At 66.7% G+C, this 24102-nt stretch carries 22 protein-coding genes, 1 tRNA gene and 1 pseudogene; 16 read left to right on the forward strand and 8 right to left on the reverse strand.

The genetic code is table 11. The annotated features are described in order from the left end of the window. Positions 1-49: 49 nt before the first annotated feature. From ABZ293_RS00460 to ABZ293_RS00485, 6 genes are all read left to right on the forward strand, one after another. Positions 50-1519, forward strand: a complete 1470-nt coding sequence (locus ABZ293_RS00460; protein WP_355176528.1) for a trypsin-like peptidase domain-containing protein — start codon at positions 50-52, stop codon at positions 1517-1519. Positions 1520-1599: 80 nt separating this feature from the next. Beyond that, positions 1600-2094, forward strand: a complete 495-nt coding sequence (locus ABZ293_RS00465; protein ID WP_354958381.1) for a MogA/MoaB family molybdenum cofactor biosynthesis protein — start codon at positions 1600-1602, stop codon at positions 2092-2094. Between the two features lie 697 nt (positions 2095-2791). Beyond that, entirely contained in the window at positions 2792-3460 is a 669-nt protein-coding gene (locus tag ABZ293_RS00470) for an MspA family porin (RefSeq protein ID WP_355176530.1), read from the forward strand. 62 nt (positions 3461-3522) lie between these two features. Then, positions 3523-4194, forward strand: coding sequence for an MspA family porin (locus ABZ293_RS00475; RefSeq protein WP_355176532.1), 672 nt, complete (start codon positions 3523-3525; stop codon positions 4192-4194). Between the two features lie 312 nt (positions 4195-4506). Continuing rightward, complete coding sequence (locus ABZ293_RS00480) at positions 4507-5181, forward strand: MspA family porin (protein ID WP_355176534.1); 675 nt, start codon at positions 4507-4509, stop codon at positions 5179-5181. A gap of 75 nt (positions 5182-5256) precedes the next feature. Then, complete coding sequence (locus tag ABZ293_RS00485) at positions 5257-5925, forward strand: MspA family porin (RefSeq protein ID WP_355176536.1); 669 nt, start codon at positions 5257-5259, stop codon at positions 5923-5925. 133 nt (positions 5926-6058) lie between these two features. On the opposite strand, the gene mscL is transcribed toward ABZ293_RS00485, so the two are convergent. From mscL to ABZ293_RS00505, 4 genes are all read right to left on the reverse strand, one after another. Further along, positions 6059-6463, reverse strand: coding sequence for a large conductance mechanosensitive channel protein MscL (gene mscL / locus ABZ293_RS00490; protein WP_355176538.1), 405 nt, complete (start codon positions 6461-6463; stop codon positions 6059-6061). A gap of 112 nt (positions 6464-6575) precedes the next feature. Beyond that, positions 6576-7265, reverse strand: a complete 690-nt coding sequence (locus tag ABZ293_RS00495) for an SAF domain-containing protein (protein WP_355176540.1) — start codon at positions 7263-7265, stop codon at positions 6576-6578. Positions 7266-7376: 111 nt separating this feature from the next. Then, positions 7377-7673, reverse strand: coding sequence for an FmdB family zinc ribbon protein (locus ABZ293_RS00500; RefSeq protein ID WP_355176542.1), 297 nt, complete (start codon positions 7671-7673; stop codon positions 7377-7379). Positions 7674-7742: 69 nt separating this feature from the next. Next, positions 7743-8330 (reverse strand): 5-formyltetrahydrofolate cyclo-ligase, encoded by a 588-nt coding sequence (locus ABZ293_RS00505; protein ID WP_355177109.1) that lies wholly within the window; start codon positions 8328-8330, stop codon positions 7743-7745. 86 nt (positions 8331-8416) lie between these two features. Between ABZ293_RS00505 and ABZ293_RS00510 the strand changes: the two genes are divergently transcribed. The 6 genes and pseudogenes from ABZ293_RS00510 to ABZ293_RS00535 form a co-directional block, all read left to right on the forward strand. Beyond that, a complete protein-coding gene (locus tag ABZ293_RS00510) occupies positions 8417-9373 on the forward strand; it encodes a UTP--glucose-1-phosphate uridylyltransferase (RefSeq protein ID WP_355176544.1) in 957 nt (318 codons plus the stop codon). 126 nt (positions 9374-9499) lie between these two features. After that, positions 9500-10759, forward strand: a complete 1260-nt coding sequence (gene glp / locus ABZ293_RS00515; protein ID WP_355176546.1) for a gephyrin-like molybdotransferase Glp — start codon at positions 9500-9502, stop codon at positions 10757-10759. A gap of 12 nt (positions 10760-10771) precedes the next feature. Beyond that, positions 10772-11422, forward strand: coding sequence for a GNAT family protein (locus tag ABZ293_RS00520; RefSeq protein WP_355176548.1), 651 nt, complete (start codon positions 10772-10774; stop codon positions 11420-11422). Between the two features lie 370 nt (positions 11423-11792). Then, a complete protein-coding gene (glpR, locus tag ABZ293_RS00525) occupies positions 11793-12971 on the forward strand; it encodes a gephyrin-like molybdotransferase receptor GlpR (protein ID WP_355176550.1) in 1179 nt (392 codons plus the stop codon). A gap of 134 nt (positions 12972-13105) precedes the next feature. After that, a tRNA-Ala gene (locus ABZ293_RS00530) sits at positions 13106-13178 on the forward strand. A 221-nt stretch (positions 13179-13399) separates the two neighbouring features. Further along, a pseudogene (locus ABZ293_RS00535) lies at positions 13400-13554 on the forward strand (Tn3 family transposase); the annotation flags it as partial. A gap of 22 nt (positions 13555-13576) precedes the next feature. Here ABZ293_RS00535 and ABZ293_RS00540 read toward each other — a convergent pair. Continuing rightward, complete coding sequence (locus ABZ293_RS00540) at positions 13577-15163, reverse strand: FAD-dependent oxidoreductase (protein WP_355176552.1); 1587 nt, start codon at positions 15161-15163, stop codon at positions 13577-13579. Positions 15164-15271: 108 nt separating this feature from the next. Between ABZ293_RS00540 and ABZ293_RS00545 the strand changes: the two genes are divergently transcribed. After that, positions 15272-15757 (forward strand): MarR family transcriptional regulator, encoded by a 486-nt coding sequence (locus tag ABZ293_RS00545; protein WP_355176554.1) that lies wholly within the window; start codon positions 15272-15274, stop codon positions 15755-15757. 333 nt (positions 15758-16090) lie between these two features. On the opposite strand, the gene ABZ293_RS00550 is transcribed toward ABZ293_RS00545, so the two are convergent. Both ABZ293_RS00550 and ABZ293_RS00555 read right to left on the reverse strand, forming a co-directional pair. Further along, positions 16091-17014, reverse strand: coding sequence for an NADP-dependent oxidoreductase (locus ABZ293_RS00550; protein ID WP_355176556.1), 924 nt, complete (start codon positions 17012-17014; stop codon positions 16091-16093). Between the two features lie 73 nt (positions 17015-17087). Further along, the gene (locus ABZ293_RS00555; protein ID WP_355176558.1) at positions 17088-17813 is read right to left on the reverse strand and encodes an SDR family oxidoreductase; all 726 of its coding nucleotides are present in this window, start codon (positions 17811-17813) and stop codon (positions 17088-17090) included. A 48-nt stretch (positions 17814-17861) separates the two neighbouring features. Here ABZ293_RS00555 and ABZ293_RS00560 point away from each other — a divergent pair, with 48 nt between their 5' ends. After that, positions 17862-18758 (forward strand): LysR family transcriptional regulator, encoded by an 897-nt coding sequence (locus ABZ293_RS00560; RefSeq protein ID WP_355176560.1) that lies wholly within the window; start codon positions 17862-17864, stop codon positions 18756-18758. 204 nt (positions 18759-18962) lie between these two features. Here ABZ293_RS00560 and ABZ293_RS00565 read toward each other — a convergent pair whose 3' ends face one another. Then, entirely contained in the window at positions 18963-19946 is a 984-nt protein-coding gene (locus ABZ293_RS00565) for a YafY family protein (protein ID WP_355176562.1), read from the reverse strand. A gap of 104 nt (positions 19947-20050) precedes the next feature. On the opposite strand from ABZ293_RS00565, the gene ABZ293_RS00570 reads away from it, so the two are divergent. Beyond that, positions 20051-20449, forward strand: coding sequence for a VOC family protein (locus tag ABZ293_RS00570; protein ID WP_355176564.1), 399 nt, complete (start codon positions 20051-20053; stop codon positions 20447-20449). Between the two features lie 365 nt (positions 20450-20814). Next, positions 20815-24078: a BTAD domain-containing putative transcriptional regulator gene (locus tag ABZ293_RS00575; RefSeq protein WP_355176566.1), complete on the forward strand. Its 3264-nt coding sequence runs from the start codon at positions 20815-20817 to the stop codon at positions 24076-24078. The last annotated feature ends 24 nt before the right edge of the window (positions 24079-24102 follow it).

A 24102-nucleotide genomic window follows, 5' to 3' on the forward strand; every position in this document is an offset into this window, starting at 1 on the left:
TCAGTCGTCGACGCCAAGCTGGTCGATGACGTAAGGAGATACGAGAAACATGACCGAGGATTCGAAGGAAGGCGCGACGCCGCAGCCGGATAACTCCAATGCCGCCGCCGGTCCGCATCCCACCCAGCAGATCCCGGCCGTGCAACCGGGTCAGCCGGATCAGGCGTACCCGCACTCCGGATATGTGCCCCAGCAACCACCAAAGCCTCCGTCGATTTGGCAGCAGCGCAGGTCGCACAATCCGACCCAGCCCTTTCCCGGCCCCGAATCGGGTCCGGAGTACGCCCAGCCCTTTCCCGGCCCCGAATCGGGTCCGGAGTACATTCAGCCGTCCTTCGCGCCGCCGGTCCCACCCGGCGGGCCGTATCCGGGTGCCGCCTTCGGCGCGCAGCCGCAGCCGGAACCCGCGCGCCGCCCGGTCCGCACCGGTTTCGTCGTCGGCGCGGTCGCGCTCGCACTCGTCAGCGGCGGGGTCGGCGGCGCGGTCGGCTCGCTGGTCACCCGCTCCGATAACGGCCGTGCAGTGGTGACGAATGCCCTGGACGCGCCCAAGCCCAATGTCAGCAATGTCACGAACGCGCCAGCCGGTTCCACCCAGGCGGTGGCGCAGAAGGTATTGCCGAGCGTGGTGATGATCAAGGTCGCCAGCAGCCGTGCCCAGGGTGAGGGTTCGGGTGTGGTGCTGTCCTCGGACGGGCTGATCCTCACCAATAACCATGTCGCCTCCGGCGGTGGCGCCAATGCCAGGATGGAGGTCGCCTTCGCCGACGGCACCACCGCGCCCGCCACGCTGGTGGGCGCCGATCCGGTCTCGGATCTGGCCGTCATCAAGGTGCAGGGCAAGGACGGTTTGACCCCGATCGAACTGGGCACGTCGTCCAATCTCGCGGTCGGCCAGCCGGTTATCGCGATCGGCTCGCCGCTCGGTTTGGCGGGCACGGTGACCACGGGCATCGTCTCCGCGCTCAATCGCCCGGTCTCCACCAACGGTGAGGGCACGCCGAGCCAGGTGCAGCCGGTCATCGACGCGATCCAGACCGACGCCGCGATCAACCCGGGCAACTCCGGTGGCGCGCTGGTCGACGGCAGCGGCAAGCTCATCGGCATCAATACCGCGATCGCCAGCCTCGGCGGCGAGGCGACCGGTCAGCAGAGCGGTTCGATCGGCCTCGGCTTCGCCATCCCGGTCGACCAGGCCCGCCGGGTCGCCGACCAACTGATCAAGACCGGCCATGCCACCTACGCCCAGATCGGCATCAAACTGCGCCCGCAGGACACCGCCGCCCGGGTGCTCGAGGCGACTCCCGACGGCCCCGCCGCCAAGGCGGGCATTCCGGCCGGGTCCATCATCACCAAGGTGGACAGCCGGACCATCGACTCCGGTGACGCGCTGATCGCCGCGGTCCGCTCACATCAGCCAGGAGACAAGGTGAAGGTCACCTACACCGATGAACAAGGCAATAACCCCAAGACCGTCGAGGTGACCCTCTCCGGCGCGCCCGCGGACGGTGGGCGATGATGCGCGTCCTGCCGGGCGGATTGACGGCGCGACCGGGAGCCGACGCCCACCTCGTCGGCCTGGACGCTACGGTTACCACCATGGAAATCGATGCTCCTGTGGCGGGGCGTGCACTGGTGGTGGTCGTCGACGATCGAACGGCGCATGGAGGTGTGGACTCGCTCGGGCCGCTGGTCACCGAGCTGCTCACCGAGGCGGGTTTCCTGGTGGACGCTTCGGTGTCCGTACAGGCCGATGAGGTGGAGATCCGCAATGCGCTGAACACCGCGGTGATCGGCGGCGTTGATCTGGTCATCTCGGTCGGCGGCACCGGCATGTCCCCGCGCGATGTCACGCCGGAGGCCACCTCGCAGGTGCTGGACCGGGAACTGCCCGGGATCAGCGAGGCACTGCGCTCCTCGGGCCGGGTCGCCGGCTCGCTCGACGCCGGTCTGTCGCGCGGTCTTGCTGGCGTCTCCGGCTCCACGTTGGTGGTGAACCTGCCGGGCAGCCGGGCGGCGGTCCGCGACGGTATGGCAACCCTGAGTCCGCTCGCCAGCCGAGTGATCGGCGAATTGTCCGGATTGGCCGAATAATTACTGCCACGGACTCCTCGGACGACCCTCGCCCGGCGACACGCCGGGCGAGGGATGCCGCGCGTCTGGCAAAAATTTTCGGTGACGTTCTCCCGGAAACGACCGGCGACGAGCGCGGTGATGGTGCCGATACCGAATCGTCATCTGACGACTGGCTCCGCTCGCAGGTGCCGCCCCATCACGGCTGAAGACTCATCTACGGTCCAGCCACGTATCGCGGTTCGATGTCGCCGCTTCTTCCACTGTGAATTCCTCACTCTGAAATTTACTCGAGCTTTAACTACGATGCTGTCCCGTAGTTGCCTTCGGCATTGATGTGACTGCCGACACCTTCTGTGCCGCTTCGGCTGGAGCTTCTTTCTCGTTTATGCACGTCAAGCAATATGAGCATTTGAGATGGTGTGATCTAGATCACATTGATCTTAACAGAAACTTACGTTGCCAGACCGTTACTGGTCGGTTTAATCTCGCCTCGAGCCACCCACGCCGCTGGACCTCGCGGGCCCGGGTACGGCACGTACGTTTGCCGACTCGGCGGAACCTGGCTCGGTTCCGTTGCCAGCACTGACCGTTGCGCCGAAATAACAGCCGGTTACACATCGGCAACAAACGGGGCACAAACTGAGCTGGGCCTGAGAGGACCACCGTCCAGCCTCGATGGTCGAGGCTGACTAGTTAGAACCTGATGAGGGGAAGTATGAGCGAGAACCGCACCCTGCGCAGCGGTGCCCGAATTGCGGGCGTCGGCGCTGCCGCGGCCGTGGCCTTGGGCCTGCTTTCGACCGGTGCTGCCAATGCCGATACCTTCGTGCCGTTGCCGGACGGCCAGAAGGCCGGGCCCGATGTGACCCTCACCCGCACTGGTGAACACGCCCTGATCTCGCCGTCGCTGGCGGCCAATGGCGCCGGTCGCGTGGTCTGGGTTTCGGGCAATGCCATCGCCGATGTGGCTGTTACGCCGGAAGGCACGGTCGGCCCGAACAATGGCGCCTCCGGTGCCCCGGGTACCAACAACTCCTCGACGCACGGCGCATCGCAGCTGAGCACCGGCTACATCGTCGGCTGCCAGGTCAGCATCGCCAGCGATGCCATCTCCGCCGGTGTTTCCGGCAGCATCAACCTCTCGGGTGGTTCGCTCGGTGGTTCGATCGGTGTCAATCTCGGCCCGGGCGAGGTCAAGTTCGTTCAGATCGACTACAAGGACATCCTGAAGCCGGGCCATTACTCGGTCGAATACCAGGATGCCGAGATCGAGATCCAGGGCTGCGCGGGCTACGCCCAGGCGCGTGCCTACACCGTCGTCGAGATCATCGGTGACCACTACTCGAAGACCACCCTCTACGGGCAGCCGTTCAGCATCGGCTGATGTCGGTCGAATCCAACGAACATTCTTCTCGCTCAAGCGAATCAACCCTCGAGGGAAATAGCATGATCAACCGTAAGAACGTGGCACGGGTGGCCGGTGTCGGCGCCGCTGCCACTGTCGCCCTTGGCCTGTTCTCCACCGGCGCCGCAAACGCCGATACCTTCGTTCCGCTGCCGGGCGGCTCGATTACCAAGACGCTGTCCGACGGCACCGTCGTCACCATCAGCCTGACCGGCGAATCCGCCAACATCAACCCGTCCATGGGCTCCACCCCGCTGCACCGCAACGCGTGGGTATCGGGTAGCGCTCAGGTCACGGTGTCCGGTGACGGCAGCGGCGCGATCTTCCCGGGCTACACCGTCGGCTGCCAGGTGAACATCGCGGGTGGCGGCGCCACCGGTGGCGTCGAAGGCACCGCCGACTGGAGCGACGGGCAGAGCGTCAAGCCGGGCGTCGGCGCGAGCAGCGGTGGCAACCTCACCCTCGGCCCCGGCCAGTCGCAGTCGTTCTACGTGCTCGATCTCGAGCAGGCCGACGACTTCGGCAATGAGGCGCACAAGAAGCGCAACAAGTTCAAGAACGGCAGCGGCTCGGTCACCTGGGCCGATGAGACCATCGGCCTGACCGGCTGCGCCGGTTACGCTCAGGCGCGTGCCTTCGTCAGCGTCGAGGTGGAGACCGACAACGTCATCACCTGGACCACCCTGTGGGGCCAGCCGTTCAGCCTCGGCTGATCGGTAGGGGCATCGCACGCTGAAAACCCGAGCGGGCTCGTCGCATTCGCGGCGGGCCCGCTTTTTTCGTTGTGAAACCCCCTGATGCCCACCATGATTCGCGGATCGTAGCGGATCGCACGGTAACATGTGCAAAATCTCACAGAGATTCGGCGGAAACCACTAACATTGTGCGCACCCAAGATCGTCCACCGACGAGATTGTTGGCAATCCGCTTGATGGCCAAGGTATTTCCATCGAGCGGTGTCCGCATGAAAGGGTCTTCGGCCTCGGTACCCCGAGGTCGTCCGCTAGAACCTGATGAGGGGAAGTATGAGCAAGAACCGCTTCAGCGGTCTGCGTCGAGGTGTCCGCATCGCGGGCGCCGGTGTCGTCGCCGCTGTGGGAATGGGCCTGCTTTCGACCGGCGCTGCCAACGCCGATGTCTTCGTGCCGTTGCCGGACGGCCAGAAGTTGGGTCCGGGCGTGACCGTTGGCCGGACGGGAGAACACGCCTTGATTTCGCCGTCATTGGCCGCGAACGGTGCGGGCCGAGTCGTCTGGGTTACGGGCAATGCCATTGCCGATGTATCCGTAACGCCCGAGGGCACCGTCGGTCCGAGTAATGGCGCTTCCGGAGCGCCGGGTACCAATAACTCCTCGACGCACGGTGCTTCGCAGTTGAGCACCGGCTATATCGTCGGATGTCAGGTGAGTATCGCCGATAACGCGATCTCGGCGGGCGTTTCCGGCAGTATCAACCTCTCGGGTGGTTCGCTCGGTGGTTCGATCGGTGTCAATCTCGGCCCGGGCGAGGTCAAGTTCGTTCAGATCGATTACAAGGACATCCTGAAGCCGGGCCATTACTCGGTTGAGTATCAGGATGCGGAGATCCAGATCCAGGGCTGCGCGGGTTATGCCCAGGCGCGTGCCTACACCGTTGTCGAGATCATCGGCAACAACTACTCCAAGGTCACCCTCTATGGAGCGCCGTTCAGCATCGGCTGACCGCGGTGGGATCTCGAAATCTCCACTCGCCGAATCGAACTCATCGAACTCAATCCGCTAGGGGTAACAACTATCATGATCGATCGTAAGTTTGCGGTGCGCGCGGCCGGGCTCGGTGGCGCCGCCGCCGTGGCACTGGGCCTGCTGTCCACCGGTGCGGCCAATGCCGACACCTTCATTCCGCTGCCGGGCGGACAAATCGTCAAGACACTGTCCGACGGCACCGTTCTCACCATCCGGCTGGTCGGCGAATCGGCCAATATCAGCCCGTCCATGGGATCCACACCGGTGCACCGCAACGCATGGGTCTCCGGTAGCGCGCAGGTCGAGGTCACCGATGGCTGGAACGGTGCGATCTTCCCGGGCTATATCGTCGGCTGCCAGGTGAATATCGACGGCGGTGGCGCGAACGGCGGCGTCACCGGCGGTCTCGACTGGAGCGGCGATAACGTCAAGCCGAAGGTCGGCGCCTCCAGCGGTGCCAACCTGAGTCTCGGTCCGGGGCAGGCGCAGTCGTTCTATGTGCTCGATCAGGAGCAGGCCGACGACTTCGGCAATGAGGCGCACAAGAAGCGCAATAAGTTCAAGGGCGGCAGCGGTTCGGTCACCTGGTCCGATGAAACCATCGGCCTGACCGGCTGCGGTGGCTACGCGCAGGCGCGTGCCTTCATCAGCGTCGAGGTGGAGACCGACAATGTCATCACCTGGACCACCCTGTGGGGCCAGCCGTTCAGTCTCGGCTGAGCATTCCGCTCGAATATGTGAACGGGCCCGTCACCAGCTGTGACGGGCCCGTTTGCCTTGTGGCGCAAACCAATGCTGTATTTGCTCGTGGCCGTGCCGAATTCGGCTCGAGTTGCAGTGTGGGAGAATTCGGTCAGAACTCGTGTCGTCCGCCGCCGCTGCGCTGGCCATCGGTGAGTAGATCGCGGATCTGGACCAGCACCTCGGAATCGGTGGGGGTGGTGTCCTTGGTGCCGAATCGCTTCTTCACGTGCGTCGCGGGCAGCACCAGCACGAAGTACAACACCGCGGCGATGATCAAGAAGTTGACGGCTGCGGTAATGATCGGGCCGACCTGTACAAAGGTCGCCGGTTTGTCGGCAACCAATCGGAAACCGAGGCCGAGTTCATTACTGCCGTCGAAGACGGCGAGTATCGGATTGACGATGCCATCGGTGAACGCTGTGACGACCGCGACGAATGCGGTTCCGATCACCACGGCTACCGCCAGGTCGACGACGTTTCCGCGGAGTAGGAAATCCTTGAAACCCTTGAGCATTGCCAATATCTCCTCTTCGGATGGGAGCTGAAAAGCTGTGCTCGGCGGTCCGGGCTGCCGTATTCGACCGATGCTAGTTGACCTTGATGGCAAATGCTCGGCTACACGATTGTCAATGAAGAACGACGGTCAGGGCGGTGCGCAGCGAGGCCGCGGCGACCGCGGTGGCGTGTTCGGCGTCCATCGCGACCAGTACGACCCGCTCGGGCGTGCCGCGCCGGTCGCCAGGGCCGGATACCAGGACGACCGCGGCGTCGAGCGCGAGCAACCGAGCGGGCCGGCTGCTCTGTTCCTCCGCGGCGACGACGTCCACCCGATCGCCCGCCCGCAGGATCTCCGTGACCGCGGTATCGGCCAGCCGAATGGGCACGATGCGGGCGTCACGGGTGCCGGTGGCGACCGCCGCTAGCCGGGGCCCGACGATGCGCAGATCGGTGAACACCTCGCCGGTGCGCATGGCGCCGGTCAGCGTCGCGCCGACCAGGATGGCCATATCGTCGACCGCGCCCGCGGGCAGCGTCCGGGATTCGTGGGGTGCCGAGCGCAGATCGGCCGCCTCCAATAGGTGCCCCGGCGGAAGATCGCGTCCGGCGACCATAACGTCGGTGCGTTCACGACCGGTATCACCGCGCAGGAAGAGAATGACCGCGAGTGTGGTGAGTGCCGCCGCGAGCAGGCGTCGGGCGAGCAGGCCATCTGCCCATGGCGGGCGATTGCCGAATGCGCAGCGCAGGGAGTTGCCGCGGCCGAGTTCGGCGAAGGAGCGGGTCTTGCCCAGCGGGATGATGCCCAGGGGAGCCATGTCCGCAGCCTATGGCGACAATCACAGCGACCCGCCCGGGAAACAGTGCTGCCTGTGGATAACAACAGCCCTGGGGATAACTCCCGCAGGGCTGCTTCAACCTGGTGAAACTCAGCTGGCGACGGCCGTGCTCGCGGTGCTCGAGCTGGTCGAGGAACCGGAATCCGAGCTCGATGCGGAGCTGCCGGAACCGCCGTCCGACTTCGCAGGCTCGCTCGCGGTCGATGCGCCGCCGCGGCTGTCCGTGCGGTAGAAACCGCTGCCCTTGAACACAATGCCCACGGAATTGAACAGCTTGCGCAGCTTCCCGGAGCACTCCGAGCAGACGCTCAGCGCCTCATCGGCAAAGGACTGAACGATGTCGAAGCGGTTGTCACACTGGGTGCACGCATATGAATAAGTTGGCACTGGATCCTCCGCAGGGTTCGTCAATCTGGCACTCTACAGCCGACAGTGCCAACACCGCCAATCGGCATTTCATTCCGCATCCTCGTCGCGACCCAATCGATGCAGCCCACCATGCGGTGTGAGTGCCCAGCCCATGCGCAGATCGTGCGGTTCCTCGGGCAGCCGATCGAGCAGTTCGTCATCGCGGACCACCGCGATCAATCGCGCCGTCGGCCGGGCCGCGGCCAGCGTCCGGTCGTAGTATCCGGCGCCCCGGCCGAGCCGGACGCCGCGGCGGTCCACCGCCAGCGCCGGGACCAGGATCAATTCCGCCAGCGTGATCGCATCGGCGAGCACCTCGCCCGCGGGCTCGAGCAGCCCGAACCTGGCGCGCCGCAAGTCATCGGTACCGGTGAATTCGGCCCACTGCAGCGGTCCCGGCGGTCCGGTGACCGGCAGCAGCACCCGGGCGCCCGCCGCGCGCAGCGCCGTCAACAGCGCCGTCGATCCGGGTTCTCCGCGCACCGGCACATACGCGCACACCCATTCGGGAACGTCCAGTGCGGCGACGTTGTGGGCCAGCTCACGCGCCTCGGTTTCGTGCTCAGCGGTGGTCATCGCGGCCCGTCGAGCGTTAATTTCCACACGCCAGGCATGTTTGTCACGCTCGCCGGGCATCTCCACGGTGATCACCTTAAGCTCACCGGGACCCGAGTCGGCGTGATGGCCGCCTCGGGCCTGTGATGGATGGATAGGGTAGGCGTATGACAGCAATGGCGGGACAATCCGCGAATGGCGCGGTCGTTTCGTGTTTCCGCACGGCCGTGGTGCCCGCGGCCGGACTCGGGACGCGGTTCCTGCCCGCGACCAAGACCGTGCCCAAGGAGCTGCTGCCGGTGGTGGACACTCCCGGCATCGAGCTAGTCGCGACGGAGGCCGCCGACTCCGGTGCCGAGCGACTGGTCATCGTGACCTCGCCCGGTAAGGACGGTGTGGTCGCCCACTTCGTCGAAGATCTGGTGCTGGAGGGCACGCTCGCCGAGCGCGGCAAATTCCATCTGCTGGAGAAGGTGCGCAAGGCGCCCGCGCTGCTGGATGTCACCTCGGTGGTCCAGGAGGAGCCGTTGGGCCTCGGACACGCCGTCGCGCAGGCCGAGGGTGTCCTCGATGAGGACGAGGACGCCATCGCCGTGTTGCTGCCCGACGATCTGGTGCTGCCGTGCGGGGTGCTCGATGTGATGAGCCGGGTGCGGCGCAAGCGCGGCGGAACTGTGTTGTGCGCCATCGACGTTCCCAAGGATGAGGTCAGCGCCTACGGTGTCTTCGATGTCGCGCCGGTGCCCGATGCGGTGAACCCGAATGTGCTGCGGGTCAACGGAATGGTGGAGAAGCCGGCACTGGCGGACGCGCCGTCGACCTACGCGGCCGCGGGCCGATACCTGTTGGACCGCGCCATCTTCGACGCGCTGCGCCGGATCGAACCGGGCGCGGGCGGCGAACTGCAACTCACCGATGCGATCGCACTGCTCATCGAGGAGGGCCATCCGGTCCATGTGGTGGTCCACCGTGGGTCGCGCCACGATTTGGGCAACCCGGGCGGCTATCTTCGTGCTGCGGTCGATTTCGCTTTGGAACGAGAGGAATACGGCCCCGCCCTGCGGGAGTGGCTGCAGCATCGGCTCAGTTCGGACTGGGACCCACAGCTGACGACCTACGACTGATAGCGGCGGGCGTCGGGTTTCGCCGATTGTGGACCGTCGGGTACGAATGATGGTCCACCTTGCGCACGGAACGTGGTTGCGCGGGTAGCGGAATCGGGTCGGTGCGGAGAGATCAGGAAGGGCTGGATGCGCTCGGTTGAGGATCAGCAGATCAAGGTGACAGCTGCGGCGGTCGCGCCCCGGCCGGTCCGGGTCGCGATCTCCGAGGCCCAGGGCCTGCTGTGCGCCGAGGATGTCGTCACCGAGCGACCCCTGCCCGGATTCGATCAGGCCGCCATCGACGGCTACGCGGTGCGCAGTGTCGATGTCGCCGCCGCCGGTACCGATATCCGCAATGAGGACGACGAACTGGTCGACCTGACGCTGCCGGTGGTCGGCGAGGTGGTCGCCGGATCCAAACAGCCGATCCGATTGCAGCCGCGCCAGACCGTGCGGGTCGACACCGGTGCGCCGCTGCCGACACTCGCGGATGCCGTGCTGCCCTTGGACTTCACCGATGGCGGCCGGGCCAGGATCAAGGTGTACGAGCCGGTGCGATCCGGTGACTATGTCCGGCGCATCGGCGACGATGTGCAGCCCGGCGATGTGGCGGTGCGCGCGGGCACCATTATCGGTCCGGCGCAGGTGGGCCTGCTCGCCGCGGTCGGCCAGGACAAGGTGCTGGTGCATCCGCGGCCGCGGTTGTCGGTGATCTCGGTGGGCGGCGAGTTGATCGATATCGATCGCACGCCGGGCCCCGGACAGGTCTACGACGTCAACTCCTATGCATTGGCCGCCGCCGCACGCGATGCTGGCGCGGATGTGAACCGCGTCGGCATCGTGAGTTCGGATCCACGGCGGCTGCGCGATGTGGTGGAGGGGCAGCTGGTGCGTTCGGAGGTCGTGGTGATCGCGGGCGCGATCGGCGGCTGGGCCTCGGAGCAGGTGCGCGAGGCGCTCGAGGGTCTGGGCGATCTCGAAATCGCCCGGGTGGCCATGCATCCCGGCTCGGTACAGGGTTTCGGGCGGCTCGGGCGCGATGAGGTGCCGACCTTCCTGCTGCCGTCGAATCCCGTTGGGGCACTGGTGGTTTTCGAGGTCATGGTGCGACCGTTGATTCGAATTGCCTTGGGGCGCAGACATCCGATGCGCCGCATCATTCGCGCCAGGACGATCACGCCGATCACCTCGATCGCCGGGCGCAAGGGTTATCTGCGGGCCCAACTCATGCGCGATGAGGCCACCGGCGACTATCTGGTGCAGCCGCTCGGCGGCGGCGCCGGTGGTTCGTCGCATCTGCTCGCCACGCTGGCCGAGGCGAACAGTCTGATCGTGATCGACCCGGACGATACTGAGATCAGGACCGGTGACGAGGTTCGTGTCGCATTTCTCGCACAGCGCGGCTGAGGCGTGGAGACGATGAACGTGTTCCGGGGCACGCAGCATCCCGGATGGCCCGCGCATCTGGGACCGGTGCGGGTTGCGGCGGGCGAGGTCAGTCTGCGTCCGGTGCGGTTGCGCGACGCGGCGGCGTGGAGCCGGATCCGGTTGCGCGACAGGGCGCATCTGGAGCCGTGGGAGCCGACCGGGCGCGGTGCCTGGGAGGCACGCAACCATGCGTCGAACTGGCCGTCGCTGTGGTCGAGTCTGAAGGCCGAGGCCAGACGCGGCGCGATGATTCCGCTCGTGATCGAGGTCGACGGTGCCTTCAGCGGCCAACTGACCGTCGGCAATATCGTGCGTGGCGCCCTGCGTTCGGCGTGGATCGGCTATTGGGTGGCCAAGGATTTGGGCGGTCAGGGGGTGGCGACGGCGGCGCTGGCGCTCGGGCTCGACCACTGCTTCGGGCCCGTCGGATTGCATCGGGTGGAGGCGACGGTGCGGCCGGAAAACCTGGCCAGCCAAGCGGTTCTGCGCAATGTCGGTTTCCGCGAGGAGGGTCTGCTGAAGCGCTACCTCGATGTGGACGGTGCCTGGCGGGACCACCTGCTGGTCGGCATCACCGTCGAGGAGGTGGCGGGCACCGTCGTGGACCGGCTGGTGCGCGACGGGCGGGCCACCTTGCCCTGACTGCCGGATGCCGGCACGTCCGTACCGTTTTCGACGCGCCCGGCGGTCGCGACGCGCGGCAATAATGGTGGGAATGTGACAGGTGTGGCGTATGTGCACGGCGCGCCTGACCGAACTTGGTGCGACACCGAATTAACCTACGGACGTCGGAGGTGCGTCCTGCGCCACCGGCAGTGACCGTAGCGATTGGCTTGCAGGTCGCTCGAAAGGATGAGCTGTGAGGCGCTCGGTGACCAGTGCCGAATACGCCCCGCGGCGACCGGACGTCCGCCCGTCCGAGGCGTTTTGCGGCGAGCGAACGCACCGCGACGGGGCGCGGTGCGGCCCGGTCGAACAGACGATGCGGCGGGGACGGAGGTGCTGAGGCGAGATGCCGAATTCGATCCTGTGGATTGGCTTGGTCGTGCTCTGGGTCTTCGTGCTGTTCCCGATCCTCGCCGACCGGCATCCCAGGATCAGGCAGACTACCGACGCGGCGTTGGCAACCCGCGTATTGCACCGCGGAGGTTCCAAGCGGCGCGCGAAGAGTGGACCCGCCGCCGGACATGACAGTGATCCGGACTACCGCCCGACCCGAGTGCAGAGAAAGCTATCCCACAGCGATGATGCGGAGGACCGGATGACGACACCGGCCGACGAGCAGGTCACCGAGGACGACGATGCCACGGCCGACCCGCCCGAAGCCACGTCGGCGGTATCCGATACCGAAATCGACGACAGGGAAGGTGAAGTCGACGAGTTCGACCCCGCCGAGGACGAATGCGACGATGCGGACGGTGACGAATACGACGATGCGGACCGTGACGAATACGACGATGCGGACCGTGACGAATACGACGATGTGGACGGTGAATTCGACGGCGCTGCTGGCGAACTCGACCGCATCGATTCCGACGATGCCGAGATCGCAACGGCCCGAACGGCTGCGAAGCAACGTGCGACGGCCGATGATGACCTGGTGGCGGCAGAGCACACCGAAACGACCGGTGCCCGGATTCCCTCGGCCCGGACGGCGCCACCCGCTCGTCTCGACGAATCCGATTCCGACGATTCGGATTTCGTGCCCACTCGGCGTGGCCGCGGTGGCTTCGACCCCGAGGCCGACGCCATCGCGCGCGCGGCCCGCTACACCTTCCGTCAGCGCGCGGTACTCGGCCTGATCCTGGCCGCCGTCACCTTCGGCGGACTCTCGGTGGCACTCAGCCCACTGTTCTGGTGGGGCTGTGGTGGCTCCGCGCTCGTCCTGGTGACCTACCTCGCCTACCTACGCAAGCAGGTGCGCATGGAAGAGGAGATCCGGCGCCGTCGCCTCGCCCGGCTGGCCCGCAGCCGCGGCGAGCATGTCGAAGAGGAACGCGAAGCCGAGCGGCGCGCCCAACAGCGTGTCATGGACCGCGACACCGCCCGCGCCCTGCGCCGCCGCTCCGCCCTCATCGAGTCCGATGACGAAGACCCCATGTTCGAGCACCTGGAAACCTTCGATGCCGCCACCGCCCGCGCCCTGCGCCGCGGCCACGGCGGCGATATGCGCCGAGCCGCAGGTGCCTGATCATCCGGTCGCCCGATCCGGACACCGCGTCCGGTCGAGCACTCTCCCTCGCATCTGCCCAGCTCAGCCACACGATTCGGAGTCTGCCCACCCCGCCTGATACAGTGTCACAGCGCGGTTCCCCGGAGCCGCACGGGGCTATAGCGCAGTTGGTAGCGCGTCTCGTTCGCATCGAGAAGGTCAGGGGTTCGATTCCCCTTAGCTCCACTCGTTCGAAATCCGCAGTTCACAGACCTGCGGATTTCGTTTGTGTACGGTATGCGAACCGCACGTTCGGACTGCGTGAGACGTCCTGGCCGTGTGGATGTGTTCGCTTCTCTGACAAACGCGACAGGTTCGTGGCGCGGGTCGGCTATCCGGACCACCGCCGCAGATCTGCTCCGAGCCACGAATAATGCTCCTGGGCAGACGTTTTCAACCGAAGCCGGTCGGATCCTGATTATCGGCGCAGGATCGCCTGCCGCTCAACAAGGGCGAGTCCGTTCACGCCCTCGAGCACGACCTGATCTACGCCCATGAGGGAGCCTTCCGCGCCCGGTACCTGGAAGATCAGACCGAGCCGGCGTGGTGTCCGACGTTGGCCCTGGGCAGCACCGACTGGATGATCACCAGGCTGGCGTTGCCGAACCGCTTGGCGAACTTGGCGCCGAGTGGATTGTCGGTTGGATCGAGGCATCAGGACCCGACACGGCAGCGATGTACCCGTCAGGCCGGATGAGCACCGTGGTGTCGCCGGTGATGTCGTAGTTGCGGTGGGCACGGCCGTCGGTGTCGATCATCGTGTCGGGACCTGTTGCGGTGTGGTCGGTGGTGATCCGGATCGTCCGCGGCGCGGTGGCCAGCGGGTTGTCGGCACCGGTTCGGTGAACAGTGGCGCCGTGGTCGAAGCTGAGCAGGGTCCAGTGCGGGCCGCGCAGCAGATCGAATACCCGCACCTCGTAGCCGGCCGAGACGTCGACGCCGACAGCGTCCGGAGCTCGGTCGCCCGCGCGAACGCGAGCGTTGCCCGACCCCGGTCTGGTGAGGGGGCTGTCGGGGTAGGCGATGGTGAGTCCGGTGGTGAAATTGTCGGTCAGCCTGCCGATCGCCGATGCGCCATCACCGGTGCGCGCGGAACGCATGAGCGCGTGCATGCGAGAGGTGCTGTCGTCGAGGACCGCCTGCGCGACCGGGCGGCGTTCGAGTTCGTATGTGTCCAGCAAGGTTTCGTCAGCACCATCGAGGACGGTGGCGAGTTTCCAGCCGAGGTTGTAGGCGTCCTGGATGCCGGTATTCATGCCCTGCCCACCTGCGGGCGAATGGATATGGGCGGCATCGCCGGCGAGGAATACCCGGCCCACGCGGTACCGGTCGGCCAGGCAGACGTTGATCCGATACAGCGACAACCAGCCCGCGTCTTCGATGCCGACCTCGGGCAGTCCGGCGTGTTCGGTGAACAGCCGACGGAACAGGTCCAGCGTCGGCGTCACCGGGGCGGGGTCATCGGCGGGAACCGACGCCTGGAACTGCCAGACATCGGTACTGGGAAGTGGGAACAGCGACAAGATCCCGCGCTCGGGACTCATCCACACGTGCTGGCAGTACCTGTCCAGGCCCTCGATACGTACGTCGCCGAGCCACCAACGGTGATCACCATAGGACGTGCCGTCGAGGGCGACGCCGATCTGCTCCCGCACCGCGCTACGCCCACCATCGCAGCCGACGACAAAGCGGGCGCACACCCGCCGATCACCGCTCGCCGTCGACACGGTCGCCTCGACAGTGTCGCCCGTCTGCGCGAGGGCCGTCACCGCTGTCCCCCACTCGACCCCGCCGCCGAGCTCGGTGAGCCGGTCGCGCAGGACCTGCTCGAACAACGGCTGCGACAGCCAGACCGGCGCGTACGGCACCCCCGGATCGGGCATACCCACCGCGGCCTCCACTGCCTCGGAAACCGCACGGTCACGGTCGTAGTGCCGCGTCGGCACATGCACCCTGCCCAGCTCCAGCACCCGATCGATCACGCCGAGATCGTCGACGACCTCGAGCGCCCGCGGCTGAATCGTCTTCGCCCGCGATGCGGTACTCGCCGCGGCAGCGCGCTCGATGATCCGGAAGTCGACGCCCCGGCGGGCCAGGTCGATCGCCAGGGTCAGCCCGGTCGGCCCGGCACCGACGATGAGGACATCAGTCGAAACAACATCACGCTGCATTCTTCTACCTACCTTAGGTATCTATTATTGGATGACACGCCCTCCGGGGTGGCCGATCGGGATGTGGGTACAATATACCTAACTTAGGTAGCTAATCAAGGTGGGTGGATGAGCAGCGACAACGATGCATTGCAGGGACTGCTACCTCGCATGGCACAGGTGAGCAACACGCTGGGCCGCGGGCAGCTGTTCGAAACCGCCACAGCCGCAGCCGGAATCAGCCTGGAACGGCCCGCGGTGACAATCCTGGTGATCCTCGAATCCGCCGACCGCCCGCTACGGGTCGGGGAGATCGCCGAACGGATGCAGGTCGTCGGCCCGCACGTCACCCGCCAGCTCAACGGCCTCGAGCGGCGCCGACTCATCCAGCGTGTCCCGGACCCCGACGACCAACGGGCCCGCCTGATCACCCTCACCCCGGATGGCGAGACGCTGATCGGTCGCTACCTGCACGTCATCAACGACTGGTTCGACCAAGCCCTCGCCGGATGGTCCGAATCCGACCAGCGCGACCTCGTCCACCTGCTCGGCCGCCTCGTCGACGACCTCTCGGCACACTTGAACACCATCGTCGACGACACTCTCACCGAATAGGAGTGCCGCAGCATCCGCCGAATATCGGGCGACTAGAACATAAGTGGTTGGTAGATAACGGATCTCACATTCGCACCGCTGCCTGGAGGGGCATACCAGGGTGTTCCGTCAGCCGATCGGCCACCGGAACACCCCGCGCGACGGCTGTCGCCCCAGCTCGCGACTGTTCCGTAGAGGTGTTCCGCGAACCGTCCCGGTCAACCCCCGCTATGTGGAACAGTTGCGGCACGGGTGACCCGTTCCGTGTCGGATACTGCGGTTGTGCCACGTTAGGCCCACAAGCCCGCATTGCGCGAACACCCGATCAAGCAGCCCCGCCAGCTCTGGTGCCGGCTAGGGTCTCAGCACGATTTTGCCGTGGGTGTGTCGGCGTTCGAGTTCGGTGTAGGCCTGACGAACCTGCGTCAACGGGTAGATGTTCGCGATCGGGACTTCGAGGTGTCCGTCGGCGATCAGGGCGGCCAGTTCGGCGAGTACCTCGGCGCCCGCCCTGCCGTTGGGCCCGGGTTCGGTCTTGACCCCATACTTTGCGGCTGCTGCGAAATCGACGATGGTGTCGATCCGTTCGATTGCGACGCCGAGAGCGAGGGCCAGTTCGACGTACCCGCCGCCGTAGGTGTCGATGAAGGCATGGACGCCGCCCGGTGCGGCGGCCTCGAGCCGGTCCATAACGCCGTCACCGTATGCGACGGGGATCACGCCGTGGCTGTGCAGCCACTCGTGGTTGCCCTCGCTGGCCAGGCCGATGACCGTGGCTCCGGCACGGCGCGCGAGCTGAACGGCGAACGAGCCGACTCCTCCGGCTGCTCCGGAGACGACAACGCTCTCGCCCTTCTCGAGCTGTACGGAATGCACTGCCCCCCATGCAGTCACGCCGGCGATGTATAGGCCGCCCGCCACCTCCCATGGGACGTTCGTCGGTTTGGGGGTGAGGTTGTCGACGTCGACGAGGACCAGCTCGGCCTGGGCGGCTCGCTTCTCGGAGAATCCGATCACCTCGTCGCCGGGCGAGAATCGGTCGGCTCCGGCGCCGATCTCGACGACGACTCCGGCGAGATCGCTGCCCTGCCCGGAGGGAAAGGTCGAGGGAAAGATGTCCGTCATCGCGCCGGTGCGTAATGCCGCCTCACCGGGGTTGATGCCTGCCGCTCTCACCTGCACGAGGACCTGCCCTTCCTCGGGCACGGGGCGGTCGACCTCGTCGATCCGCAGGACGTCGATTCCGCCGAATTCGTCGTACCTGACTGCCTTTGTCATTGTCTTGCTTCTCCTTCGGCGCGCCAGGCGCGGCCGACTTCGGGAACGGGAATGGTGGGCACCGGTGTGCCCGTCACCAGGGCACCGTTCCGGCGTCGTCGAAGAATCCGCCGGTCGGTCCGTCGTCGGGCAGGGTCGCGAGGTGAATTGCGATGGCCGCACCCTGTTGCGGTGTACGGACGCCGCGAAAGCCGTTGAGGTCGGTGGCGGTGAAACCGGGACAGCCGGAGTTGATCAGGATGTTGGTATCACCCAGTTCCTTGACGTATTGGATAGCGAGGGCGTTGAGGAAGGTCTTCGAGGCCAAGTAGGCGGCGGGAACCGGGCCCATGTCGATGCCGGGCGTGGTTTGCAGGGCGAGCGAGCCGACGCTGCTGGACATGTTGACGATCCGCGGTGAGGCCGAGGCGCGCAGCATCGGCAGCATCGCGTTGGTGACCCGGATGACGCCGATCACGTTGGTTTCCACGACAGCTCGCACGGTCGCGGGATCGAGCGTGGTCGGTGTCTGCGGCATACCGCCGGTGATCGCGGCGTTGTTGACCAGAACATCGAGCCCTCCGGCATGGTCGGCGATCAATTCGGCTGCCGCGGCCACACTCGCGTCGTCGGTCACGTCGAGCGGGACGCCGAACGCATCGGTCCCGGCCGCCCGCAACTTCTCCACCGCGGTCTCGCGGCGTTGCCGATCCCTCGCGCCCACACCGACTCGCCAGCCGAGGGCGCCCAGGCCCGCCGCGATCTCGTATCCGATTCCCTTGTTTGCGCCGGTCACCAGCGCGATTGTCTGTTCACTCACGCCGTCGATCATGCGGCGGACTCGGGTGGGGCGGCCAAGACCGATCGGGTGGGCGGCGATACCGTGCGGGTATCGATCGTGGTAGGCGCCGGATACGATGCCATGGTGGAGACGCGGGAGTTGCGATACTTCGTCGCTGTCGCCGAGGAGTTGCACTTCGGGCGGGCGGCACAACGGCTCACGATGGCGCAACCGCCGCTGTCGCGGGCGATCCAGCAGCTGGAACGGCGGCTCGGAGTCGTTCTGCTGCAACGTAGTTCCCGTGCAATCACGTTGACCGAAGCCGGGTCGGTGCTGTTGCGGGAGGCCCGGCTCGCTCTCGAAGCGGTCGAAGCCGCCGAGCGCCGCACCCGCCGCGCCGCTGCCGACCGGCCCGGTCTAGTGCTGGCCATCAAGGCGGGAGCGTCGAGCGAACTGTTGTCGAAGCTGCTGGACGCCTACGCCGCCGAGCCCGGCGCTGTCGCCGTCGAGGTGGCACTGTGCGGGCCCGGCGAACCGGAAAGCCTGCTCCGCAACGGAAGTGCCGACGTCGCTCTGCTCCACCGGCCCTACGACACGACGGCGGGATTCGACACCGAGGACCTGCACACCGAACAGCAGATCGTGGTCCTGCCCGCGGGGCACCCCCTCGCCGACCGACCGCACGTGTCCATGGCCGAGGTCAACGCCCTGACGGACCTGCCGCTGCCGCGCTGGCCGCGACGGGATGGAAGTTATCCGGACGGCCCCGGCCCGCAGGTTCGCGACCATACCCAGTTGACCCAGCTGATCGCGCTCGGACGGGCGTGCGCGGTTATGCCCGAGTCGCTCCGAGCCCAGCTGAGCGACTCGTATGCGATCGTGCCGGTGCCGGACGCACCGGCCGTCACGACCGTCATTGCCTGGCCACCACACAGCAGATCCAAAGCCGTCGCCGACCTCGTCCGTACGGCGATACGCCTCTAGCCGATAACATCCGCAAATCACCACAACGACAAAGCGCTGGGACACCTGGCCAGGCCAACATCGTTGGGCTACCGGCGAGGCGTTCAGCGAACTGCTCGACACCCAGGTCATCCTCCCGACCCAGACTGAACCCGGGCAGGCCTGCCAAGCCGCGACGTCGGTCGCGACCCAGGCTCTGTCCCATCGGCCTGCGAACTAGCCGGTTTAGGTGTGGGTTCGGTATCTGCCGTCGGCGGCCGCGGTCAGTCGGCGAGCCAGGGTGCGCACGGCGTCGTTGAGGATGTCGGGGTGTTCGATGACGAACGGGCGGTTCAGGCCGGCGAGAAGTGGGGGAATCCAGTCGAGTTGTTCGGCCCGGATTCGGACCCGTACCCATGGGTCGGTGTCAGAGGGTGGTGAGTCGATCTCCTGCACGGTCGCGGTCGCGGCGGGCAGCAGCGGGCGGATCTCGGTGAGCGTTCCCTGAACTCGGACCGACACATCGTGCCGATAGGGTGCAGTGGCAAGTGCGGATAGCAGATGTGCGGCCGGCTCGAATCCGGTGGGCGGAGTGAATGTTCCGGGCCGTGTGGTCACTGCGGTGATGCGGTCGAGCCGGAACTGGCGTAGTTCGTCACTGCTGCTGTCCTGTCCCGTCAGGTACCACCGGCCGGAGTGCTCGACGAGCCCGTACGGGTGCACGGTGCGCTCGCTGGGCCGCCCGTTGCGGTCGGTGTAATCAATTGCGACCGGTCGGTGTTCGCGGGTGGCTTCGGCGAGCAGGAGGAGGACGGAGCTCTCGACAGCGACGTCCGGGCGGGCGTCGGCGGTGAATTCGGCGGTGTCGATCAGTGCGTCCAGCCGGGCCGTCAGACGTGCGGGCAGGACGCGGCGGAGTTTGGCCGTCGCGCTGTCGGCCGCGAAGGTGGCAGTTGTCGACCGGCTGGTGAGGAGTCCGAGCAATACGGCCACCGCTTCGTCGTCGGTCAGCATCAGCGGTGGCATGCGGTATCCGGGGGCGAGCTGGTAGCCGCCGTAGCGGCCCCGCACCGATCGGACGGGGATATCCAGGTCGGTGAGGTGGGTGACGTATCGCCTGACGGTGCGTTCATCGACGCCGAGCCGTCCGGCGAGTTCGCCGACGGTATGGGTGCCGCCGGCCTGCAACAGCTCGAGCAGGGCCAGCACTCGGGCGGTGGGGTGTGTCATCTCCGAAATTCTTGCATCTATACCGGGCGGAAACTGTCCGGTATTGACTCTACCGTGGCATGCGGCGGCGGAACTTCCGCCGTATCCGACAGCAGGAGTACGCGATGAAGCTCGTCTCGATCCGTCTGATCACCGATGACATCCACCGGTTGGTCAGCTTCTATCAGCACGTGACCGGTATCGAAGCAACCTGGGCTACACCGGATTTCGCCGAGATCGTCACACCGGCCGGCACCCTCGCGATCGGAAGCACCCGCACCGTGGCGCTGTTCGCGGCAGGCAGCGCGCGCCCAGCCGACAACCACACCGCGATCATCGAATTCCTGGTCCCCGACGTCGATGCCGATTACCGGCGGTTGCGGGAGGCGGTCGAGGATTTCGTCAACGAGCCCACGACGATGCCGTGGGGGAACCGGTCGTTGCTGTTTCGCGACCCCGACGGCAACCTGATCAACCTCTTCACCCCGGTCACCGCGCAGGCCATCGCGAAATTCGCCGGCTGACAGCCGCTCATGCGCTCGTGCAGGATGCCCGAGAAGGTGGACCGATTGAGGAACAAGCACTGTGTCGCGGTGGCCAGCCGACGGTTGCGTGGAGTCATCTTCGACCGAGGTGTCCAGGCACGCTAGTAGTCCCATCGTTCAACGGCCTTCTGGCCACCGTCGCGGACGTATCGCTTCCACTCGTCATCATTCGATCGACCAGACGCTCCGTGTCATCGGCTGCGGTCTGCGCTGACCGCGCTGCGCCGCGCGGTATGGCCACTTGATCGCCGGTTCGATAGCCGTAATGCGGCGAGGTCCCAGGTTCGTCCAGGTTGACGAGGGGGTCGGGCGCCACGCAGGATCAATCGCGAGATGGACGATTCATGCTGGTAAGGCTATTGGGCCCGGTGATGGTGGAGGCCGCGGACGGGACGACGGTGTCAGTCGGGGGGCCGCGGGTGCGGGCACTGCTGGGGTTGCTGGCGCTCGAAGCCGGGCGAGTGGTGCCGGCGGCGCGGCTGGTGGACGGGGTGTGGGGGGAGGACCCGCCGGCGGGGACCGGGAATGCGTTGCAGACCTTGGCGAGTCGGTTGCGCGCGGCGGTACCGGGGGCGGTGCGGAATGACGGGGGCGGGTATGTGCTCGAACTCGCGCCCGAGGACGTCGATGTGCATCGGTTCACGCGTGAGGTCGAGGCGGGGCGGGCATTGCTGGCGGCCGGTGCGGCCGAACGAGCCATCGCGTGCTTCGATGCCGCGCTTGCGTTGTGGCGCGGGGAGCCGTTGATCGATGCGGGGGAATCGGAGGTATTGCGCGCCGCGGCACTGCGATTGACCGAACAGCGGCTCGAGGCAATCGAACTGCGAGCGGACGCCTTTCGAGCCATGGGCCGAGGCGGCGAGGTATTGCGTGAGCTCCGCACGGAAGCAGCCGCACATCCGTTCCGGGAGACGCTGGCCGCACGACTGGTGCGGGCACTGGCGGCAGCGGGACGAACATCCGAGGCGATACAACAGTTTCAACGAACCGAGACCCTGTTACTCGACGAGCTCGGCACGACACCCGCCGAGGTGCTGCGCTCGGCCCTGGCCGAAATTCACACGAGCGCACCTCGTAATCCCGCAGTCGACGAACCTGCCATCGAGACGACGCCCGGATCGGGTCGACCGGGAGTTACGGCAGCATCCCCGAACAGCGGGACACCAAAGGTGTCCGCGCCGCTGCTGCCCAGGCGGTTCACCAGCTTCGTCGGACGCGGACGCGACGTGGAAGGAGTGCGACGGGCGCTACGCGAGGCCCGACTGGTGACACTGTCGGGTACCGGGGGCGTGGGGAAGACCCGGCTGGCCGCCGAGACAGTCGGGGCGCACGCCAAGGACTGGGCGGACGGTTACGCTTTCGTCGAACTCGCCGCACTCGAGCGGGAACGGGCCGACCGGCCGGCCATGAACGCGGTCGGAGTGGCGATAGTGAATGCGCTCGCTCAGTTCGGGCGACCCGACGAACTGTCGACGGAATGGGCCGATGTACTGGAGCGCACGCTGTCCGGCCGCCGAGTTCTGTTGGTACTCGACAACTGCGAGCATGTCGTGGAGGCGACCGCGCGCCTGATCGACGATCTGTTGCAGCGGCTGCCGCTGCTGCGGGTGCTCACCACGAGCCGGGAGCCGATCGGCGTGGACGGCGAGCGACTGTACCCGGTCCGGACCTTGGACCTGCCCGAAGCCGACGCGGGTAGCGCGGCGGTCACCACATCGCCCGCGGTCCGGCTGTTCATCGACCGTGCCACCGCGGCAGTCCCGGATTTTGTACTGTCCGAGAGTAATTCCGCGGATATCCGCGCCATCGTGCGCAGCCTGGACGGCATGCCGCTGGCTATCGAACTTGCCGCCGCTCGCCTGCGGAGCCTGCCGCTGCCGGACCTCAGCGCGCGGCTCACCGATCGCTTCCGGCTGCTCACCAACAGCACTCGCCACGCGGTCCCGCGCCATCGCACCTTGCACGCGGCCGTCGCCTGGAGCTGGGGACTGCTCACCGATGCGGAAGCCGCAGCAGCCCGGCATTTTTCGATTTTCGCGGGCGGCGCGACCTTGGACGCCATCACCCGGGTGTGTGGTCCGGACGCCATTGACACGGTCGCCTCACTGGTGACGAAGTCGTTGGTGGACTTCGATGGACAGCGCTATCGAATGGCCGAGACCATCCGTGCCTATGCGACAGCGGAATTGGCCGCCGCCGGCGATGCGGCCGAGGTCGCCCGCATTCATGCCGACTGCTTCCTGGAATTCGCTGACGCCGCCGCCCACGGATTACGCACAGCCGCACACCCTGATTGGCTCGCGCGGCTGATCGCCGAACACGGCAATTGCGAAACCGCGCTGCGGTGGGCGCTGGACGTCGGCGACGGTGAGCGTGCGGTTCGCCTGTACGCGAATCTCGTCTGGTATTGGCTGCTGCGCGGGTTACATGGCGACATCTCCGAACGCCGCCGCGAGGTCCTTGCCCTGCTCGGCGACACACCGCCGCCAGGGTGCACCGGGGCCTATCTGGCCTGCCGGTACGCCGAGGAGCTGCCGCCGTACTTCACCAACATCTGGTGGGGCCAAATCCGGGAGAACACGGGGCAATTCGAGCGACTGACCCGAGCGGCCCTCACCGAGGATCGGCCCCCGCACCCGATGTTCGTGCTCATACTGGCGCTGCGTGACCTGCTCGGCGACGACGACAGCCTGTTGACCGCGTGCACCACCTCCGACGATCCATGGCTACGCGGAAATGCGCTGATAGCACGAGGTTTCGATGAACTGGGCGGCGACCATCCGGCCCGCGCCCTGCCCACCCTGGAGGCGGCGCTGACCTGCCTGAGCGCGCACGGTGACAACCGGTCACACAGCCGCGCCCTGATCTCCCTGGCCAGTTACCGGACCCGGATGCTCGGCCTGGACAGCGCCCGCCTACTGATCGCGAGCGCGCTGGAACTGCTCAGCGCCGACCTGGGCGCCGCTGAGCGCATCGGCGTGCTGCTCTTCACGGCGGATGTGCACCTGGTCGGCGGCGATGCCGACGGCGCGGCAACCTATATCGACCGGGCCGAGGCCCTGATCACCCCGCACATCATCCCCGCGCCCGGGCGCTTCCTAGCGGCGACGCAGGCGCACCTGGCCCACCTGCGCGGCGACAACGACCGCGCGATGGAACTGTACCGGCAGATGTCCGAGCATCCGCTCCCCGCCGGCCCACCACCCGCAGGACGCCACGATACCGTCCGCTTCGTGAACCTGGCCTTCGTGAGCACCGCGCACGCGGCGGCCCTGGTCGCGGCGGGCCGGCCGGACGACGCGCTGCGAGAGCTGGCCATGCCCCGCGATCTGGCCGCCCAGACCTCGGCGGCGCTGCTGGCCGAGGTCGGTATCGGTTACGCCCTGGTCGCTCTGGCGAAGGGCGCCCCGGAGCGCGCGGCCCACATTCTCGGCGCCACCGACCGGATCAACCGGAGAGCCGGGGTGATCCGCATCGGCCCGTTCCGGCGGCGGGCGCTCGATCAGGCGGAAGCGGCGCTCGGGCCCGTGCGCCTGGGCGCGGAATTTCTGGCGGGCGCCCGGCTTTCGGACGAGGCGGTGCTCGAACTGCTGCGCACAGTTCGCTGACAACGACTGTCAGCGAACGGTACG

It is taken from the genome of Nocardia sp. NPDC005998 (assembly GCF_040614395.1).
Lineage (GTDB): Bacteria > Actinomycetota > Actinomycetes > Mycobacteriales > Mycobacteriaceae > Nocardia.

Coding starts and splice junctions, on each gene's coding strand:
- ABZ293_RS00475 (WP_355176532.1), top strand. CDS start 3,523: ATGATCAACCGTAAGAACGTGGCACGGGTGGCCGGTGTCGGCGCCGCT.
- ABZ293_RS00540 (WP_355176552.1), bottom strand. CDS start 15,163: ATGCAGCGTGATGTTGTTTCGACTGATGTCCTCATCGTCGGTGCCGGG.
- ABZ293_RS00460 (WP_355176528.1), top strand. CDS start 50: ATGACCGAGGATTCGAAGGAAGGCGCGACGCCGCAGCCGGATAACTCC.
- ABZ293_RS00485 (WP_355176536.1), top strand. CDS start 5,257: ATGATCGATCGTAAGTTTGCGGTGCGCGCGGCCGGGCTCGGTGGCGCC.
- ABZ293_RS00470 (WP_355176530.1), top strand. CDS start 2,792: ATGAGCGAGAACCGCACCCTGCGCAGCGGTGCCCGAATTGCGGGCGTC.
- ABZ293_RS00545 (WP_355176554.1), top strand. CDS start 15,272: ATGAGCAGCGACAACGATGCATTGCAGGGACTGCTACCTCGCATGGCA.
- ABZ293_RS00465 (WP_354958381.1), top strand. CDS start 1,600: ATGGAAATCGATGCTCCTGTGGCGGGGCGTGCACTGGTGGTGGTCGTC.
- glp (WP_355176546.1), top strand. CDS start 9,500: ATGCGCTCGGTTGAGGATCAGCAGATCAAGGTGACAGCTGCGGCGGTC.
- ABZ293_RS00570 (WP_355176564.1), top strand. CDS start 20,051: ATGAAGCTCGTCTCGATCCGTCTGATCACCGATGACATCCACCGGTTG.
- ABZ293_RS00510 (WP_355176544.1), top strand. CDS start 8,417: ATGACAGCAATGGCGGGACAATCCGCGAATGGCGCGGTCGTTTCGTGT.
- mscL (WP_355176538.1), bottom strand. CDS start 6,463: ATGCTCAAGGGTTTCAAGGATTTCCTACTCCGCGGAAACGTCGTCGAC.
- ABZ293_RS00565 (WP_355176562.1), bottom strand. CDS start 19,946: ATGACACACCCCACCGCCCGAGTGCTGGCCCTGCTCGAGCTGTTGCAG.
- ABZ293_RS00575 (WP_355176566.1), top strand. CDS start 20,815: ATGCTGGTAAGGCTATTGGGCCCGGTGATGGTGGAGGCCGCGGACGGG.
- ABZ293_RS00495 (WP_355176540.1), bottom strand. CDS start 7,265: ATGGCTCCCCTGGGCATCATCCCGCTGGGCAAGACCCGCTCCTTCGCC.
- ABZ293_RS00520 (WP_355176548.1), top strand. CDS start 10,772: ATGAACGTGTTCCGGGGCACGCAGCATCCCGGATGGCCCGCGCATCTG.
- ABZ293_RS00480 (WP_355176534.1), top strand. CDS start 4,507: ATGAGCAAGAACCGCTTCAGCGGTCTGCGTCGAGGTGTCCGCATCGCG.
- glpR (WP_355176550.1), top strand. CDS start 11,793: ATGCCGAATTCGATCCTGTGGATTGGCTTGGTCGTGCTCTGGGTCTTC.
- ABZ293_RS00550 (WP_355176556.1), bottom strand. CDS start 17,014: ATGACAAAGGCAGTCAGGTACGACGAATTCGGCGGAATCGACGTCCTG.
- ABZ293_RS00505 (WP_355177109.1), bottom strand. CDS start 8,330: ATGCCCGGCGAGCGTGACAAACATGCCTGGCGTGTGGAAATTAACGCT.